This is a genomic window from Spongiimicrobium salis, assembly GCF_043678055.1.
In the GTDB taxonomy this organism is placed as follows: Bacteria; Bacteroidota; Bacteroidia; order Flavobacteriales; family Flavobacteriaceae; genus Spongiimicrobium; species Spongiimicrobium salis.
Genome location: NZ_JBHEQA010000002.1, coordinates 127,014 through 143,953 on the forward strand (window position 1 = coordinate 127,014; position 16,940 = coordinate 143,953).

Annotated in this window: 11 protein-coding genes; 8 read left to right on the plus strand and 3 right to left on the minus strand. The window is 39.5% G+C overall.

What is annotated here, in order from left to right; translation table 11 throughout:
* Positions 1 to 69: 69 nt before the first annotated feature.
* Positions 70 to 1,416 (plus strand): M24 family metallopeptidase, encoded by a 1,347-nt coding sequence (locus tag ACEXOE_RS09960; protein WP_394748630.1) that lies wholly within the window; start codon positions 70 to 72, stop codon positions 1,414 to 1,416.
* A gap of 12 nt (positions 1,417 to 1,428) precedes the next feature.
* Complete coding sequence (locus ACEXOE_RS09965) at positions 1,429 to 3,597, plus strand: TonB-dependent receptor plug domain-containing protein (protein WP_394748631.1); 2,169 nt, start codon at positions 1,429 to 1,431, stop codon at positions 3,595 to 3,597.
* Positions 3,598 to 3,604: 7 nt separating this feature from the next.
* Here ACEXOE_RS09965 and ACEXOE_RS09970 read toward each other — a convergent pair whose 3' ends face one another.
* On the minus strand, positions 3,605 to 5,233 hold the full coding sequence (locus ACEXOE_RS09970; protein WP_394748632.1) for an acyl-CoA carboxylase subunit beta: 1,629 nt from the start codon (positions 5,231 to 5,233) through the stop codon (positions 3,605 to 3,607).
* 78 nt (positions 5,234 to 5,311) lie between these two features.
* Between ACEXOE_RS09970 and ACEXOE_RS09975 the strand changes: the two genes are divergently transcribed.
* The 3 genes from ACEXOE_RS09975 to ettA all read left to right on the plus strand — a co-directional run bounded on the left by ACEXOE_RS09975 (position 5,312) and on the right by ettA (position 8,407).
* Positions 5,312 to 6,295 (plus strand): Gfo/Idh/MocA family protein, encoded by a 984-nt coding sequence (locus tag ACEXOE_RS09975; protein ID WP_394748633.1) that lies wholly within the window; start codon positions 5,312 to 5,314, stop codon positions 6,293 to 6,295.
* A 118-nt stretch (positions 6,296 to 6,413) separates the two neighbouring features.
* Positions 6,414 to 6,596: a CAL67264 family membrane protein gene (locus tag ACEXOE_RS09980; protein ID WP_394748634.1), complete on the plus strand. Its 183-nt coding sequence runs from the start codon at positions 6,414 to 6,416 to the stop codon at positions 6,594 to 6,596.
* A 119-nt stretch (positions 6,597 to 6,715) separates the two neighbouring features.
* Positions 6,716 to 8,407, plus strand: a complete 1,692-nt coding sequence (gene ettA / locus ACEXOE_RS09985; RefSeq protein ID WP_394748635.1) for an energy-dependent translational throttle protein EttA — start codon at positions 6,716 to 6,718, stop codon at positions 8,405 to 8,407.
* Between the two features lie 137 nt (positions 8,408 to 8,544).
* Here ettA and ACEXOE_RS09990 read toward each other — a convergent pair whose 3' ends face one another.
* Positions 8,545 to 9,339 carry an MBL fold metallo-hydrolase gene (locus tag ACEXOE_RS09990; protein WP_394748636.1) on the minus strand — a complete coding sequence of 265 codons (795 nt, stop codon included), beginning with the start codon at positions 9,337 to 9,339 and terminating at the stop codon, positions 8,545 to 8,547.
* Positions 9,340 to 9,845: 506 nt separating this feature from the next.
* Here ACEXOE_RS09990 and ACEXOE_RS09995 point away from each other — a divergent pair.
* A complete protein-coding gene (locus tag ACEXOE_RS09995; protein ID WP_394748637.1) occupies positions 9,846 to 10,733 on the plus strand; it encodes a hypothetical protein in 888 nt (295 codons plus the stop codon).
* 80 nt (positions 10,734 to 10,813) lie between these two features.
* On the opposite strand, the gene fumC is transcribed toward ACEXOE_RS09995, so the two are convergent.
* Entirely contained in the window at positions 10,814 to 12,211 is a 1,398-nt protein-coding gene (gene fumC / locus ACEXOE_RS10000; protein ID WP_394749623.1) for a class II fumarate hydratase, read from the minus strand.
* 418 nt (positions 12,212 to 12,629) lie between these two features.
* On the opposite strand from fumC, the gene ACEXOE_RS10005 reads away from it, so the two are divergent.
* Complete coding sequence (locus ACEXOE_RS10005; protein WP_394748638.1) at positions 12,630 to 12,989, plus strand: hypothetical protein; 360 nt, start codon at positions 12,630 to 12,632, stop codon at positions 12,987 to 12,989.
* 6 nt (positions 12,990 to 12,995) lie between these two features.
* Positions 12,996 to 16,928, plus strand: coding sequence for a hypothetical protein (locus tag ACEXOE_RS10010; RefSeq protein ID WP_394748639.1), 3,933 nt, complete (start codon positions 12,996 to 12,998; stop codon positions 16,926 to 16,928).
* Positions 16,929 to 16,940: the final 12 nt, after the last annotated feature.

Sequence of the window (16,940 nt, forward strand, 5' to 3'; positions counted from 1 at the left end):
GCTTTTTCAATTGTCGAAGGATTGGGATACCATAAAATTCCGTATTTTCATAATGACTAATCCAAGGACATGAAAAACTATATTCTAGTGCTCTGCATTGTATTTACAGCATATGGGCATGCCCAACAAGTGCTTCCGGAACGGGAACGGGCAAAGGTGGTAGATGAAATTTTAGCCGAACGCTTTGACGAACTGCTGCCTAAATTAATGGACCGGACTGCTATTGATATGTGGATCGTAATCTCTAGAGAATACAATGAAGATCCAGTGCTCCGCACCATGCTTCCAGCTACATGGCTCAATGCCCGGAGACGCACTATTTTACTTTTTTACCGGAATAAAGAAGAAAACACTATTGAAAAACTCGCGGTAGCCCGATATAATGTGGGAAAGAGCATTACATCGGCCTGGGATAAGGAAAAGGAGCCGGATCAATGGAAACGCCTGATGCAATTGATAGAAGAGCGGAAGCCTCGGAAAATTGGACTCAACTTTTCTAAAGACCACAATATTGCTGACGGATTGGATAAGACAGACTATGATGCTTTTATGGAATACCTCCCCAAAAAATATCATGCAAAAGTAGTATCTGCAGAACAATTGGCCGTGCGATGGATAGAAACCAGAACGGATCGGGAAATGATCATTTACAATCAGTTGGTAGATATTACACACGATATTATTGCTGAAGCATTTTCAGAAAAAGTAATTAGTCCTGGAATAACCACAACAACCGAAGTAGAATGGTGGATGCGACAAAAAGTAACCGATTTAGGTTTGGAAACCTGGTTTCATCCTACGGTGGACATACAGCGGGCCAGCGAAGAACTGGTCAGTCATCTGTATTCTTTCTCCGGAAGGCCCGATAATAGCGTAATTCTTCCAGGAGATTTACTGCATTGTGACTTTGGAATTCGTTATTTGCGCTTAAATACAGATTGTCAGGAATTGGCCTATGTATTACTGCCCGAGGAGAAGGATGCCCCCAAATTTTTAAAAGAGGGGCTACGGGATGGAAATAAGGTTCAGGATTTCCTGACGAAAAACATGATTAAAGGGAGAACGGGAAATGAAATTCTGGCCAAGGCCTTAAAAGAGGCTAAGGAGGATGGCCTGCGCCCAGCTATCTATACCCACCCTTTAGGCATGTATGGACATTCAGCCGGGACTACCATAGGGATGTGGGATGCACAAGGAGGAGTGATGAAAGCAGATGGAGACGCCTATCCACTAAACCCGAATACGGTATATGCCATAGAATTAAACACCACCATTCATATTCCCGAATGGAAACGAGATATACGGATTATGTTGGAAGAAGCTGGTTTCTATGGGGAAAAAGGCTTCAGATATGTCAATGGCAGACAAACGGAATTGCTGTTGATACCGAGGATTAAAGTACATCAGAACAACTAAAAAAATGGGGAAATGAAAAGTCGTTGGCATATTGTGATTTTCTATTTTTTTGCATTTTTGGCTTTCGGACAGGAATATCAAGAAAAAGGCATCACTATTTGTTGGGATACATCTTCTTCTATGGCAGACCGGGCATTGGAAAAAGAGTTTTCTGTTTTGGATAAAATCTTTGAACGGAATCAAAATCAAACAGTACAGTTGCTATTTTTTAATGTTACTATTGAAGAAAGGGAATTTCATATCCAAAATGGAGATTGGCAAAGTGTAAAAAAAAGCATTTTGGAACAAGATTATGATGGAGGTACCCTTTACTCCTTATTGAAAAACAAGATCAAGTATGATCAAGTTTTTGTGTTTACGGATGGAAAATCTTCTTTTGCCCAAGACGTTCTGACCCTTCCATTAAAAAGTGTTATTGTCAATAGCAACCTTGACAGAAATGTTGATTTTTTAAAACGAACTGCCTTGCTCAATCGTAGTCGGTTGATGGATTTTGCAGCAATGCAACCCAAAGGCAAGAAAGTAGAAGCGCTCCAGAAAGAAGAAATTAGAGGTAGTGTATACATTGAGAACAAACCCGCTTCCAATGTACGTGTTTGGATCAAAGGCAGAAGTGATAGTAATGTGACCGATAATGAAGGTCGCTTTGCAATCAAAGGGGTTTTGGGCGATAGTTTATTGATCGAGAACGGAGGCACTTTACATACGATGGCAATCACTGCTTTGGAACAAGAGATATTTCTCAAAGCCGATGTTGTGCCTTTAGAGGAAGTTGTTTTGATAGAAGAACGCTTGGAAGAAAAAACGATTTCTGCTTATGGAACGGAAAATAAGGAAAAGATTGGGTATGCCGTGCAATCTATCGGGGACGAAAGTATTACCCCTATTCAAACCAATGTATCCCAATCCCTACAGAACAAATTTTCCGGGGTAAGGCTTGGCAATGAGAATGATATTAGTCAAGTGACCACCCGTACCGATGTTTCTATCATATCCAATAATTACGGTTTGATTGTTATTGATGGCATTCCGCAGCAACAATCGGATTCTTCCGTGGGAAGTGGAACGAGTTCTTTGGCAAATTTTAGCTCCTTAGATCCAAGTATTATTGCAGATATTACCATTTTAAAAGGTCTGGCAGCAACCAATAGGTATGGCGCCTTGGGAAGCAATGGTGTGATTTTGATCACTACCAAAAATGCAGTTTATGATGCAAAAAATACGGAAGCGAAAAATACAGCATTATTGAAGAATAACGTATATACCCCTGAAGAAGAAACTGCAACGGGAAGTACTTCTCCTATTTTCAAGGCGTTAAAAAGTGCAGGTTCCCATGCAGAAGCCTATACATTATACAAATCCCTTCGGACTTTTAATGGTAATAGGAACATTGGTTTTTACCTTGAAGCTTTTAATTTTTTTAAGGAAACCGACCCTGTATTGGCTACCCGTATTATTTCGAACGGCATTGAAGATAACAACCAAGATCTAACTACATTACGAACCACCGCATTATGCCTATCGTCTATAGGTGCTTTTGAACAGGCTCTGGCTGTCAATGAACAAATACAAGCATTATTTCCTACAATTGCACAATCTTATTTAAATAGTGCGTTGGAGAAAAAAGCCATGGGAAAATACCAGGAGGCCTTGACTGGGTTACTGGCGCTTTCAGAAGGCAAGACCAACAACGCCATTAAAATAAGGGATGTACGTAAATCGTTGCATCGGGAAATCAATAATCTGATCGCAAAACAAAAACCACTTTTAAATTTAAAGGACGTTCCAGCCAAATACAATAATGTATTGACCTTGGATGTACGTTTGGTTTTTGAATGGAATGACCCGGATAAAGTATTTGAAATTCAGTTTGTAAATCCTCAAAAACGCTTTTTCAATTGGAAGCAGGATGCGACCGCCAATGGGGATCGCGTGCAAAGCAGCATCATTCAGCGATCTACGAGTGAGGAATTTGAATTTTACGGCCCAGATGTAAAAGGGGAATGGATTATCAATACGAGATATATCCAAACCGCACTTAGCCCCAAGGAGGTGCCTCTTTTGCTTAAATGTAGTGTGTATAAAAACTATGGACGTTCCAACGAAAGCAAAGAAGAATTCCTAATTTCCCTGAATACTCCAGGGGAGAAAAAAATGATTCATCGTTTTACCGTAAAATGATGCTTCTTTACACCTGTATCACCCCCAAATTGAAAGGTTTTTCAATGGGTGCATGATTGGCAGCTTCAATACCCATGGAAATCCATGTACGCGTGTCCAAAGGATCGATGATGGCATCGGTCCATAAACGGGCTGCAGCATAGTATGGAGAAATCTGATTGTCATACCGTGCTTTTATCGTATTGAATAAGGCCTTTTCCTTTTCTTCATCAATGAGTTCCCCTTTCTTTTGTAAAGAAGCTTTCTCAATTTGTAGCAGTACTTTGGCTGCGGAATTTCCACTCATTACCGCCAATTCGGCACTGGGCCATGCGGCAATCAATCTTGGATCATAGGCCTTACCGCACATGGCGTAGTTTCCTGCACCGTAACTGTTCCCCATAACAATGGTGAATTTGGGAACAACAGAATTGCTGACGGCATTCACCATTTTGGCTCCATCTTTAATAATACCGCCATGTTCGCTTTTGCTTCCGACCATAAATCCGGTAACATCCTGTAAAAAGACCAAAGGGATTTTCTTTTGGTTGCAATTGGCGATAAAACGGGTTGCCTTATCTGCGGAATCAGAATAGATAACGCCTCCAAATTGCATTTCCCCCTTCTTGTTCTTTACCACTTTTCTATGATTGGCCACAATACCGACGGCCCAGCCATCAATTCTGGCATAACCTGTTAAAATGGTTTTTCCGTAGCCTTCTTTGTATTGCTCAAACTCCGAATTGTCTACCAAACGTTTAATGATTTCCAAAGTATCGTATTGATCACTTCGGCTGTGCGGCAATATGCCATAGATATCTTCAGGATTTTCCTTGGGTTTTACCGCTTCGATACGGTTATATCCGGCCTTGTCGTAATCCCCTATTTTATCTACAATATTTTTAATGGTATCAAGGGCGTGCGCGTCATCTTTTGCCTTATAATCCGTGACGCCACTAATTTCACAATGTGTGGTGGCTCCTCCAAGCGTTTCATTGTCGATACTTTCCCCGATGGCTGCTTTTACCAGATAACTTCCCGCTAAAAAAATACTGCCCGTTTTATCTACAATAAGAGCTTCATCACTCATAATGGGTAAGTACGCGCCTCCAGCAACACAACTTCCCATCACCGCCGCAATCTGCGTGATTCCCATACTGCTCATCACCGCATTATTCCTAAAAATCCGACCAAAGTGTTCTTTGTCAGGAAAAATCTCATCCTGCATAGGGAGATATACCCCAGCGCTATCTACTAGATAAATAATGGGTAATCTGTTTTCAATGGCTATTTCTTGAGCCCTAAGATTCTTTTTCCCGGTAATGGGAAACCAGGCCCCCGCTTTCACCGTAGCATCATTGGCCACAACAAGACATTGTTTTCCCTTGATATATCCTATTTTGATCACTACTCCGCCTGAAGGACATCCCCCGTGTTCCTCATACATTCCCTCTCCGGCAAAAGCACCTATTTCAATACTTTTGGAATCCTCATCCAAAAGATAATCAATACGCTCCCTAGCGGTCATTTTGCCATTGGCGTGCAATTTTTCAATGCGTTTTTTTCCACCGCCAAGGGCGACTTTGGCAAGCTTGTGCTTCAATGTAGATAATAGTAATTTGTTTCGGTCTTCGTTCTTATTGAAGTTAATATCCATGCGTAATAGTAGTTTCTTTAACGGACGTAAAGATAAGGAGTAATATTCATTAACTTTGATAAATTTTCAAAATCAAAAATGGGGAATAAAATACGTTGGGGGATATTGGGCCCTGGAAAAATAGCACATCACTTTGTAAAGGATTTACAGCTTGTAGAAGAGGCAGAATTATGTGCCGTAGCCTCCAGGACACTGGAAAAAGCGGAGCAATTTAAGTCGGACTATAACGTTAAACATGCTTTTGGAAGTTACCAGGAATTATTTGCTTGTGAGGAAGTGGATGTCATTTATATTGCCACGCCCCATACCCATCATGCCAAGTGGGCCATTGAGGCCATGAGAAATGGAAAACATGTATTGTGTGAAAAACCTCTTGGCATCAACACGGCAGAAGTGCACCGCATTATCCAAGCCGCCAAAGCGAACAAGGTTTTCCTTATGGAAGCGCTATGGAGTAGGTTTAATCCCACCATTCAAAAAATAAAAGAACGAATTGATAAGGGGGATATAGGAACTGTAGGCTATGTCAATGCCGATTTTGCTTTTTATGCCATGGATAGGGATGTCCATGGGAGGGTCTTGAATCCTGAACTGGCAGGGGGTACATTATTGGATATTGGAATATATCCTATTTTTCTGGCGTATCTTATTTTAGGCGTGCCATCACAAATCTTGGCAACATCTAATTTTCATGAAAACGGTGCCGAAGTACAAACCTCCATGATTTTTTCCTACGACAATGCCCAAGCTGTCCTGTATTCTGGATTTACAAGCAAGTCTAGAATGAAAGCCGAAATTGCAGGAAGCGAGGGATCTATATATTTGGATGCGCGATGGCATGAAACCCAAGGCTATACTATAGAGAAGAATGAAGTTATGACGGAGGTGAATTCTCCGACCTCGGGAAGAGGCTATAGTTACGAAATTGAAGAAGTGCATCGCTGTCTAAAGGCCAATGTATTGGAAAGTGAACTGTGGTCTCATCAAAATAGCATGGATTTAATTGGTCTTCTGGATCAGGTGAGGTCACAAGCGGGAATACGTTTCCCTTTTGAAGCATAGGGTGAATATGCTTCATATAGGAATTTAAATCCTAGATAGTAGGTGAAATTTGTTTTTTTGATGCCTAAAATGTCTTATATTTCACGATATTTGATATTTACGATTAACCTTTATAAAAATGGGAATGAATAAAAATACGGTGCTTGCTTTGGCGACGATGATAATGATTTTTGTTGGTCTTGGCCTCATAGCACTTGGAGCCTTTAGATATGACGAAACCGCAGGATGGGGCTTTGCCGCAGTTGGTGTTGGTTTCTTTGCTATTGCTTGGGTGTTTAATGCCCTAAAAGGTAGAGTGTAAGGGCTGCCATTTTCTTATCCTTAAGCTGAATATGAGATCACTTTTATTCATTAAAGCGAAATACGAACAGTAATTTTTTTCGTGCTTACTTAAAAACTACAATTACAAAATACAAGAACATGTCGGACGATAAAAAAGTCATTTTTTCCATGTCTGGAGTGACAAAAACCTATAAGAATGCCAATACTCCAGTTTTAAAAAATATATACTTAAGCTTCTTTTATGGAGCCAAAATAGGAATTCTAGGCCTCAATGGTTCAGGGAAGTCCACCTTATTAAAAATCATTGCAGGCGTAGATAAGAATTATCAGGGAGATGTTGTTTTTTCTCCTGGATATCGCGTGGGGTATTTAGAACAAGAACCCCAGTTGGATGAGGAGAAAACGGTATTGGAAGTGGTAAAAGAGGGAGTGGCCGAAACGGTTGCCATTCTTGACGAGTATAATAAAATCAATGATATGTTCGGCCTTCCTGAAGTCTATGAAGATGCGGATAAAATGCAAAAACTAATGGATAAGCAGGCCGACCTTCAAGATAAGATCGATGCTTCCAATGCCTGGGAATTGGATACTAAACTAGAAATTGCCATGGATGCGCTGCGTACCCCGGAACCGGATAAAAAAATAGGCGTACTTTCTGGAGGGGAACGAAGACGTGTTGCCCTGTGTCGATTGCTTTTGCAGGAACCGGAGATTCTACTATTGGATGAGCCCACTAACCACTTGGATGCAGAGTCTGTACATTGGTTGGAACATCATTTGGCACAATACAAGGGCACGGTAATAGCAGTGACCCATGATAGATACTTTTTAGATAATGTGGCAGGTTGGATTTTAGAGTTGGATAGAGGAGAAGGTATTCCTTGGCAAGGGAATTATTCAGGATGGCTAGATCAAAAATCCAAACGATTGGCTCAGGAAAGTAAAACAGCGTCCAAACGTCAAAAAACCTTGGAACGTGAGTTGGAATGGGTACGTCAGGGGGCCAAAGGTCGACAAACAAAGCAGAAGGCGCGTTTGAAGAATTATGACAAACTAATGAGTCAAGATCAAAAACAGTTGGATGCAAAACTAGAAATCTATATCCCCAATGGACCTCGTTTGGGTACAAATGTAATTGAGTGTACCGGAGTGAGTAAGGCCTATGGTGATAAACTGTTGTATGAAGATTTGAATTTTAATCTTCCCCAAGCAGGTATTGTTGGGGTAATTGGACCTAATGGCGCAGGGAAAACCACCATTTTCAGAATGATCATGAATGAGGAAAATCCAGATAAAGGGGAATTCAAACTAGGAGATACGGCCAAAGTAGCCTATGTAGATCAAAGTCATTCCAATATTGACCCGAACAAGACCATTTGGCAAAACTTTAGCGATGAACAGGAACTTGTCATGATGGGAGGACGTCAGGTAAATTCAAGGGCATATTTAAGTCGATTCAATTTTTCTGGGAGCGAACAAAATAAGAAAGTAAACATGCTTTCGGGGGGAGAACGTAATCGTTTACACTTGGCAATGACCTTAAAGGAAGAAGGTAACGTCTTGCTTTTGGATGAGCCTACGAATGATTTGGATGTGAATACATTGAGAGCACTGGAAGAAGGTCTTGAAAATTTTGCCGGTTGTGCCGTTGTGATTTCGCACGATCGCTGGTTCTTAGATCGGATCTGTACACATATCCTGGCCTTTGAAGGAGATTCTCAAGTGTATTTCTTTGAAGGGTCTTTCTCGGATTATGAGGAGAGTAAGAAAAAACGTTTGGGCGGAGACTTAATCCCTAAACGTATTAAATACAAGAAACTCATTCGCTAGATAAGATAGAATTAGGGTATAAAGCGAGCCCTGCCCCTAAGCGTTTTGACAATATCTAAAGACCACATGAATGAAGGCTAATCAATTCATTTTTGTGGTCTTTTGTTTTTTAATAAGTAGACAGTATCCTAGGAAAACTAGTAGTCTTGGGTAGGATACCAATCCAATTGTACTACTTCAATGTCGGGATTTCCTTTATTGACTAAGGTCTTGAATTTAGCAACATCGCTTACATTTGGGTTGCCTCTATAATGATAAGGATATACTTGTTTAGGGGCAAATTCCAAGACCGCGGATGCTGCGCTTTCTTCTGTCATGGTATAGGGTAGGTTCATGCAAATAAAGGCCTTATCTATATTTTTTAAAGCCCGCATTTCCGGAATATCCTCCGTATCTCCCGAAAAGTAGAGGCGTTGCCCTTCAATGGTCAGGACATATCCATTTCCACGTCCTTTGGAATGAAATCTGCGCGCTTCTTCCCGCAGATTGTACATGGGAATTGCTTCAACATGAATTTCATAGCGTTCTTTGCTTTCCCCATTGTTCAATACATCTATTTGAGGTGTAAATACAGCGGGCATTTTATCGGCAATAGCTTGAGGCATTATGATCTTCGCTTTTTCCGTATGCAATTCTTCCAATGTTTTTAAACTGAAATGATCCCCGTGGATATCGGTAATCAAAATAAGGTCAGGCTGTTTTTGCCCTTTAAAGGCCTTCGCTCCCCCTACGGGATCTACATAGATGGTAATATCGTTCCATTCAAGAACGGTTGTAGCATGTGAAATGGGTATAACTTTAATATCTGAAGAAGTTTTAGAATATCCATGAGAGACCTGGGCAATGATTTTTTCATTGGTCTTTTCAACACTTTGTTTGCAACCTAATAGGAACAAGGTCAAACAAGAAAATAATACGATCGATTTTTTCATAGACTCGTTTTTAATGAAAATCAAATACATTTAAGAGTACAATACTGCGATACTACTTCCGTCGTAATAGGTAGGGATTTTATACATAAATAGGTATGATTTATCAATTTTTCAAGGATTTTTTACTTTGATTTTACCCCTTTTATACTCCATACCGCGCTACAATTTCGTCATAATATTTCAAAAAAACAGCGGGGAGGATATATTTTATAGCAAATTTTTAAAGCGAAAGGGAGAAAGAGATTCTTAAATCTTGAAGAGTATTTGTTTTTATCAAAAAATCCTTTCAAACCTATGAAAATCAGTATGTAAAAGTATTTTCTTTTGGAATGCCCTGGTATTTTAAATTGAATTGCCCCTGTGATAAAATACACTTTTTCTCTAGAAGTGCCCGGCTAATTTTTTAACTAAAAAGTCTAAAAATAAAATTGATCCGTATATTAACATATACAAACAGATAACTTATAATTGAAAAAAGGAGATTCTAATTAATTAATTTTAATATTATGACGGAAACAAAAAATAATAATGGATTAAAAGTAATAGCTGGTTTGCTAGGAGTAATTCTTATAGGAACCATTATCTATACTGTAAGTCTTTATCAGGATAAGCAAAAAGTCACTGCGGACTTGACCAAAGAAAAAGAATTGGTCGTAGAAGATCTTAATGGTCTGAAATCTGAATATGACAAGGCTATTTTAGAAAGTAACGCTACCAATGAGGAATTGGTGACGGCAAGAGATAATATTGCAAAATATATTGATTCTGTAAAAACAATGAAGGCAGATATCTCTTCTTTGTACAGATATAGAAGACAAGTAAGTGTATTAAAGAAAGAAAGAGAGCAGTTATTGAAGCAAGTAGATTCATTGACGCAGTCCAATACTTTAATTGCTATGCAGCGTGACAGTACGTTTGTAGAATTAGAAAAACAAACGGTATTCAATGATTCTCTAGTAGTACAAAATACGCAATTGGCCGATGTTGTTGAAAAAGGTTCTGCATTGAACTTATCTAGCTTTACGGTAGATGCGGTAAAAGAACGTAAAAGTGGAAAATTGGTTTCTACTTCCAGAGCGAGCAGATCGGATAAATTTAAAATTTGCTTTACGGTAGCCAATAATGTTATTGCCGAAGCTGGAGACCGGGAATTCCTAGTTGAGGTTTTGGATCCCCAAGGAAATGTAATGGGAGAGAGTTATTCTAAAACTTCAGATAGTGGAGCTTCTATTACCTACAGTAAGGGAACAAATTTCTACTATGAGAACAAGGCTTTGGACGTATGTGATTATGTTAACAAGCCTGAAGGAAATTTCCAAAAAGGAAATTATATGGTGAATATTTATGACGAGAAATTAAAATTAATGGGGACCTCTAGGTTTACATTGAAATAATAAACACTATCCATAATATAAAAGGGGATCAATATATATTGATCCCCTTTTTCATTTTATACTATTTTTATGTTCGCCTTCTATTTCAAAGATCCTACCATATCCTCTGGGCGCACCCATTGATCGTACTCTTCAGCAGTTACATATCCTAGATTAATAGCTTCCTCTTTTAAGGTTGTTCCATTGGCATGTGCCGTATTTGCTATTTCGGCAGCCTTATAGTATCCAATTTTTGTGTTTAAGGCGGTGACCAACATCAACGAATTATTCAAGAGTTGTTTAATGACCTCATGATTGGGCTCAATTCCAGCGGCACAGTTCACATCGAAACTAACACAGGCATCACCTATGAGTTGTGCCGATTGCAAAATGTTGGCAGCCATCATAGGTTTAAATACATTGAGTTCATAATGTCCTTGAGTTCCTCCAACACTAACGGCTACATCATTCCCCATTACCTGTGCGCAGACCATGGTCAAAGCTTCACATTGGGTAGGGTTTACTTTTCCAGGCATGATAGAACTACCAGGTTCATTGGCCGGAATAATAATCTCTCCAATTCCCGAACGGGGTCCCGACGCCATCATGCGAATATCATGGGCAATCTTGTTTAAGGAGACCGCTAATTGTTTTAGAGCGCCGTGACTTTCCACAATGGCATCATGTGCAGCCAAAGCTTCAAACTTATTTTCGGCAGTGATAAAGGGCAATTGTGTAAACTCGGCAATATACTTGGCTACAAGGACATCATAACCTTTAGGGGTATTTAAGCCTGTTCCAACCGCTGTACCACCCAAAGCCAATTCACTAAGATGATCTAAGGTATTGTTCAGTGCTTTTAGACCGTGATCCAATTGGGATACATACCCAGAAAACTCCTGACCAAGGGTAAGGGGAGTGGCATCCATTAAATGGGTACGCCCAATTTTTACCACTTGGGCAAAATCTTTTGCTTTTTGGTCCAAGGTATTTCTAAGTTGGGTTACCCCGGGGATAGTCACTTCTACGATTTTCTTATAAGCAGCGATATGCATTCCCGTGGGGAAGGTGTCGTTGGAAGATTGGGATTTATTTACATCATCGTTGGGTTGGATCGTTTTCTCGCCTTCCCCAATTTTTTTTCCGGCCATTTCATGAGCCCTGTTGGCAATCACTTCATTGACATTCATGTTGCTTTGAGTACCTGAACCCGTTTGCCAGACGACTAAAGGGAACTGATCATCGTGCTTACCGTCCAATATCTCATCACATACGGCACTGATCAAATCTCTCTTTTCTTCGGTTAAAACCCCTAGTTCACAATTGGTATGGGCAGCCGCTTTTTTCAAATAGGCAAATCCATAGACAATATCCAAGGGCATGGATGCAGCGGGCCCTATTTTAAAATTATTTCTGGAGCGTTCCGTCTGGGCACCCCAATATTTTTCTGCGGGAACCTTCACTTCCCCCATAGTATCTTTTTCTATTCTAAAACTCATCTTGGCAACAATTAAATTAGATCGCAAAGGTAGGGGTTTGAAGTGTAAGATGAAATTTTTTGAGATTTCAAAACGATGTTCAACCATCTTGAAATTAACCTGAATCCAGCTATTCCCTATATAGAAAATAAAATTTCATTTTTTTTCGATTTTTTTCGGGTAACAAATTCTGGAGATAGGAAGTGATAGGTGACAAGCATCATTGATGTCCACCTAGTTTTAACCTCTTATAGCCAATATTTATGAATAGAAAACCAGTATTCTTTTTAATTTTTCTAATGACGTTCCCTATGTCATTGCCTTAGTCTAATCCTGAGAACAGAACCACACAATGTGTTTTCATATAGAGCTCTAGAAACATGGAACTATTTGTGAAAATACACTTTAATAATGTTTAATTAAACAAACAATATCAATAATGAATAAATTGTTTTTCTTTCTATTATTTGTTCTTATTTCTACCAGTTCCATAGGTCAGGAAATAAGAGCCTCCAAAAAGGTAGAAGGGTTGATTTCCCACACCTACCTGAACCATGATTCCCCAGTTCGAATTCAATATAAAGCCTTTGTATATACTGGATCGGGCAAGTACAGCTATAAATGGCGAATTAGAGGGGCCAAATTTAATAAATCCTCAAGAGGGGACACCTACAGCAGTTACTTTGCTTGCCAAAAAGGAGAACGCCCAGAGCGCACCGTTTATTGCGAGGTTACCGACTTGGGTACCCGAAAAAAAATACTTCTAAAAACCACACATTCCGTAGAATTCTGTAATTAATCCAATATGAAAAAACAATATATACTTCCTGTTTTTCTATTATTAATTTTTATAGTACAAGCGCAAGATTCACAACCGTTTATAACGGGAGGGGATCCTTTTAGTGCAAATGAAAATATAATATCGAGCCCTGAAACAGCTTCCCTAGGGCAATTTGGGGAGTTGTCTGCTAGTCCGTATAATGGTACGGCCAATGTCAATGTTCCTATCTATAATCTCGAATGGGAAGGCATGTCTATTCCGATAAGCCTATCCTATAGTTCATCAGGAGTCCAAGTGGCCTCCGAAGCATCTTGGGTGGGTTTGAATTGGAGTTCGTCCACTACCTTTGGAATACATAGAAAAATCTATGGGCAAGATGATTTTAACGACCGTGCAGCGGGAATTTATCAAGGAGCGCCTAAAAGTGGATATATCTATAACCCCTTGACATTGGAGTTGGAAGAAGGGGCCCCACAGCCATATCTCAGTTTAGATGATATTTTAAATGTACATCATAGCTTTGCAATAAGAACAGCGGAAGGGAGGCAGAAAGTATTTATGGATACGCAACCCGATGTATATACCGTGAATGTTTTTGGAGCATCCTACACATTTATTTTTAATAAGAAAGCTTCCAATAGCGATATTTTGACAACGCAGGTTTTCAATAATAATAATGCAGTTATTACCTATGATTTAAATGATCATACCTTTACCCTAATCGATGAAAATGGTTTTACCTATACTTTCAACACCAAAGAGATTAATACCACCTTTGATTCTGTTCAAAGTGATGGGGGATCGCCACCTGGTGACTACATCAGTGCCATTCGAAGTATTTTCGCTACTCATAACAGAGACAATGCGGGCCTTGTCACGTTCTGGCATCTTGATCAGGTGACCTCTCCCAAAGGAAGAACACTGAACTTTACCTATCAAAAAGGACTGAATTTTACATTTCCTTCTTATAACATTAGTGAAAGAATAGACGACCATCAGATATTAAATAGGAATGATGAACAATATATGGGCCTTGGAGGAGGGGGTAAAACCCATTCTGTTTCTACAGTGGTCATTGAAAACAATTACCTTACTAGAATCGATGGTGATTTTGGTAGGATACGATTTAATTTATCAGAGCGCGAAGATCTGGCCACGGGTCATACTATAGACGAACTTTCCGATGACGCACTAGTGTTAGTTATCACCGGAACGGGAGAATTTGTAAGAGACTGTCATGGTTTAAATACCACTTGCGGAACCAGTACAGCCTTAAAACCCTGGAAATTGGAGAGTGTAGAGGTAGAAGACTTCATTGGGAATACGATTCTGAACGCTGCTCTGGAATACAGTTATTTCGATTCACATAAACTAGGTACAGTTGCAGCGGAAAGATATTTGCGCTTGAAATTGGATCAGGTAACCGTTAACGATCAAATATATACTTTTGATTATTTAGACTTTGATTTACTTCCTGCAAAGGATACTTTTGCTGTAGATTTCTGGGGTTTTTATAATGGTGAGGATCAAAATACCCATCAAGTACCAAGTTTGGGACGGTTCATAACCACGGTGATCAATCTTCAAGCTGGCGGCGTGAGTTCCTTAGCACAGTCTTTCTTTACATACGATGGCGCAAATCGTTCTAGTAATTTTAATTATGGAAAAAGAGGAACACTCAATAGGTTCACTTACCCAACTGGTGCATCATTGCATTTGGAATATGAACCGCATGACGTGGTACTTGAAGCACCAGCACCATTTGAAGAAGTATCCAACTTTTTGGATTACACTAATTATACGGGACCATCTCGAATCGAATGGACCAATATGATAGATGAATCCTTATTTAATCCAACCTATCAGTATTTAAAATATGCTAAAGATCCCACCTACAATTACTTTGAAAAAGAATTGCCTACCATACAAGGAGACCCTGTTGTAATTCCCTTAGGAATCAATCAATCCTTTGTAGTCGATTTCACATCGGTTATCAATATAGAAGGGCATCTTCAAACACATTGCAATTGGGAAGGATTGGAATATTGGGGCAATTTCCCCACCGTGGTCTTGGTCAATTTGGATACAGGGAATGAAGTGACACTTTTTACCTATAGTGATGCTCCAAATGAATTTGGAAATACGCAAGCTGTGAATCACGTCTCTGCGTCCAGAACGGTTCTACCTGGGGAATATGTAGTTTCTCGTCGCCTAGGGGTTTTGCCACCTGGAGAAGATTACAATGACTACCCGGGAGCTCCCCACGTGGAATATCATAGTGATGATATACAGCTTTTTACCTTTGAAACATTGACCGATGAGGATTTGGCGCAATTTCTAGAACGTTTTGAAATAGGAGGCTTGCGTGTAAAATCATTGACCAATCGTTCGCGTAATGGAGATTTTTTATCATCCAAAGAGTATAAATACGAATATTCCGATGGATTGCCAGGCCTTCTTTCTTCTGGAAGGCTTATGGATGACCTGATTTTCTATTCAAAGGCCTCTGGATTCCATTCCTACAATCCACGAGGTTATGCAGATTTTGTATATACGGGATCAAATATGCTCGGGGGAAATAATAGTGCACAAGGTTCCCATATTGGGTATTCCAATGTTCAGGAATTTCAGGTCAACGCCCTTGGGGAACCCTTGGGAATGATTGAAACTGAGTTCCATAATCAAAAGAATGAATACTTTACAGATACATTTGACCTTCCCTATGCCTATAATTCTTTGATAGGGGATGGAGATCCCTATATTAACGTTCTGGGAATTAACTTACAGTGGTTCTGTAGTGGATTGACTTTTGGAAATGATTGTGCTGGAACTACAAGGTTTACAAGTACATATGGGTATTCAGAGATTAAAAACACAGTGCTTTTGGGCCTTCCGTTGCGACTTAACTATAGTTATATTAATGGTAGTGTTCTGGAACAACGTGTTTTTAATAGTGCTTCAGATCTGGTAGAGAAAACGGAGAATACTTATATTTCTTTGAACGGAAATGTGTCATTGGATCATTATGCCAGTTTTATGAATATTCCTATGGCTGCAGTGGAAGCTGGTCCTAATTCGGGAGAAGCTGCTGGCAATTGGTTGTCTTCTTGGGAAGAAGGGGTATGGGGGGCAAATCATCATACCTATTATCCTTATTCATTTCCTATACACCATGGTCTTGTGGCCAAAGTAGCCAACTCCACAAAGACGACATTTTTAGAAAATGATTATGTATTGAACGAGGCGTTCACTATCTATGACCCTAGTACCCATTTTACGAAAGAACAACAGGTTATTCTGGATGAAGTAGATCAAATTTCCAACAAACTCTATTATCCCACGGACACCGAAGTGTACAACCATCCAAACATTAATAGGCTTCGTGATGAAAATAGATTGTCCACATTGGTCAAAAGAGAAGAATTTAGGAATCAGGACAAAACCTTGACACAACTCTTTGGTTTCGATAATTCCGCAGATACCCAGAATACGACCCTGATACATTCGATAGCCTCTGCAAAAGGAAATGATGCCTTAGAAACACGATATTATATTGATAAATATGATGAATACGGTAATATTATTCAGAAACATCATAATAATGGGATGACAACCTCTTATTTATGGACTTATTTTTCCTTGTACCCCAGTGCTGTGGTGCAAAATGCAACGCATCAGCAAATTTTAGATACAGGCGTCAATTTAAATATTGTCAACAGCCAGGTATCCAGTATAGAAGAAAAAAATACAGAGCTGCAAAAAATACGTGATGGCTTGCCCACCTCTCTGGTAACTACCTATACGTACGATCCTTTGATTGGGATAACGAGTGAGACCGATCCAAGAGGCTATACCATGTACTACATCTATGATGATCATAACCGACTCAAATATGTCAAAGATCAAAACGGAAAAGTCTATAGTAAGAATGAGTATGAATATAGAATTAACCATTAAAATCGGAAAAAC

What these genes read in the sequence shown, in the direction of transcription:
- ACEXOE_RS09990 (WP_394748636.1), bottom strand. Translation starts at nt 9,339, where the DNA reads ATGAAAAAATCGATCGTATTATTTTCTTGTTTGACCTTGTTCCTATTA.
- ACEXOE_RS09965 (WP_394748631.1), top strand. Translation starts at nt 1,429, where the DNA reads ATGAAAAGTCGTTGGCATATTGTGATTTTCTATTTTTTTGCATTTTTG.
- ACEXOE_RS10005 (WP_394748638.1), top strand. Translation starts at nt 12,630, where the DNA reads ATGAATAAATTGTTTTTCTTTCTATTATTTGTTCTTATTTCTACCAGT.
- ACEXOE_RS09975 (WP_394748633.1), top strand. Translation starts at nt 5,312, where the DNA reads ATGGGGAATAAAATACGTTGGGGGATATTGGGCCCTGGAAAAATAGCA.
- ACEXOE_RS09980 (WP_394748634.1), top strand. Translation starts at nt 6,414, where the DNA reads ATGGGAATGAATAAAAATACGGTGCTTGCTTTGGCGACGATGATAATG.
- ACEXOE_RS09970 (WP_394748632.1), bottom strand. Translation starts at nt 5,233, where the DNA reads ATGGATATTAACTTCAATAAGAACGAAGACCGAAACAAATTACTATTA.
- ACEXOE_RS09995 (WP_394748637.1), top strand. Translation starts at nt 9,846, where the DNA reads ATGACGGAAACAAAAAATAATAATGGATTAAAAGTAATAGCTGGTTTG.
- ACEXOE_RS09960 (WP_394748630.1), top strand. Translation starts at nt 70, where the DNA reads ATGAAAAACTATATTCTAGTGCTCTGCATTGTATTTACAGCATATGGG.
- fumC (WP_394749623.1), bottom strand. Translation starts at nt 12,211, where the DNA reads ATGAGTTTTAGAATAGAAAAAGATACTATGGGGGAAGTGAAGGTTCCC.
- ettA (WP_394748635.1), top strand. Translation starts at nt 6,716, where the DNA reads ATGTCGGACGATAAAAAAGTCATTTTTTCCATGTCTGGAGTGACAAAA.
- ACEXOE_RS10010 (WP_394748639.1), top strand. Translation starts at nt 12,996, where the DNA reads ATGAAAAAACAATATATACTTCCTGTTTTTCTATTATTAATTTTTATA.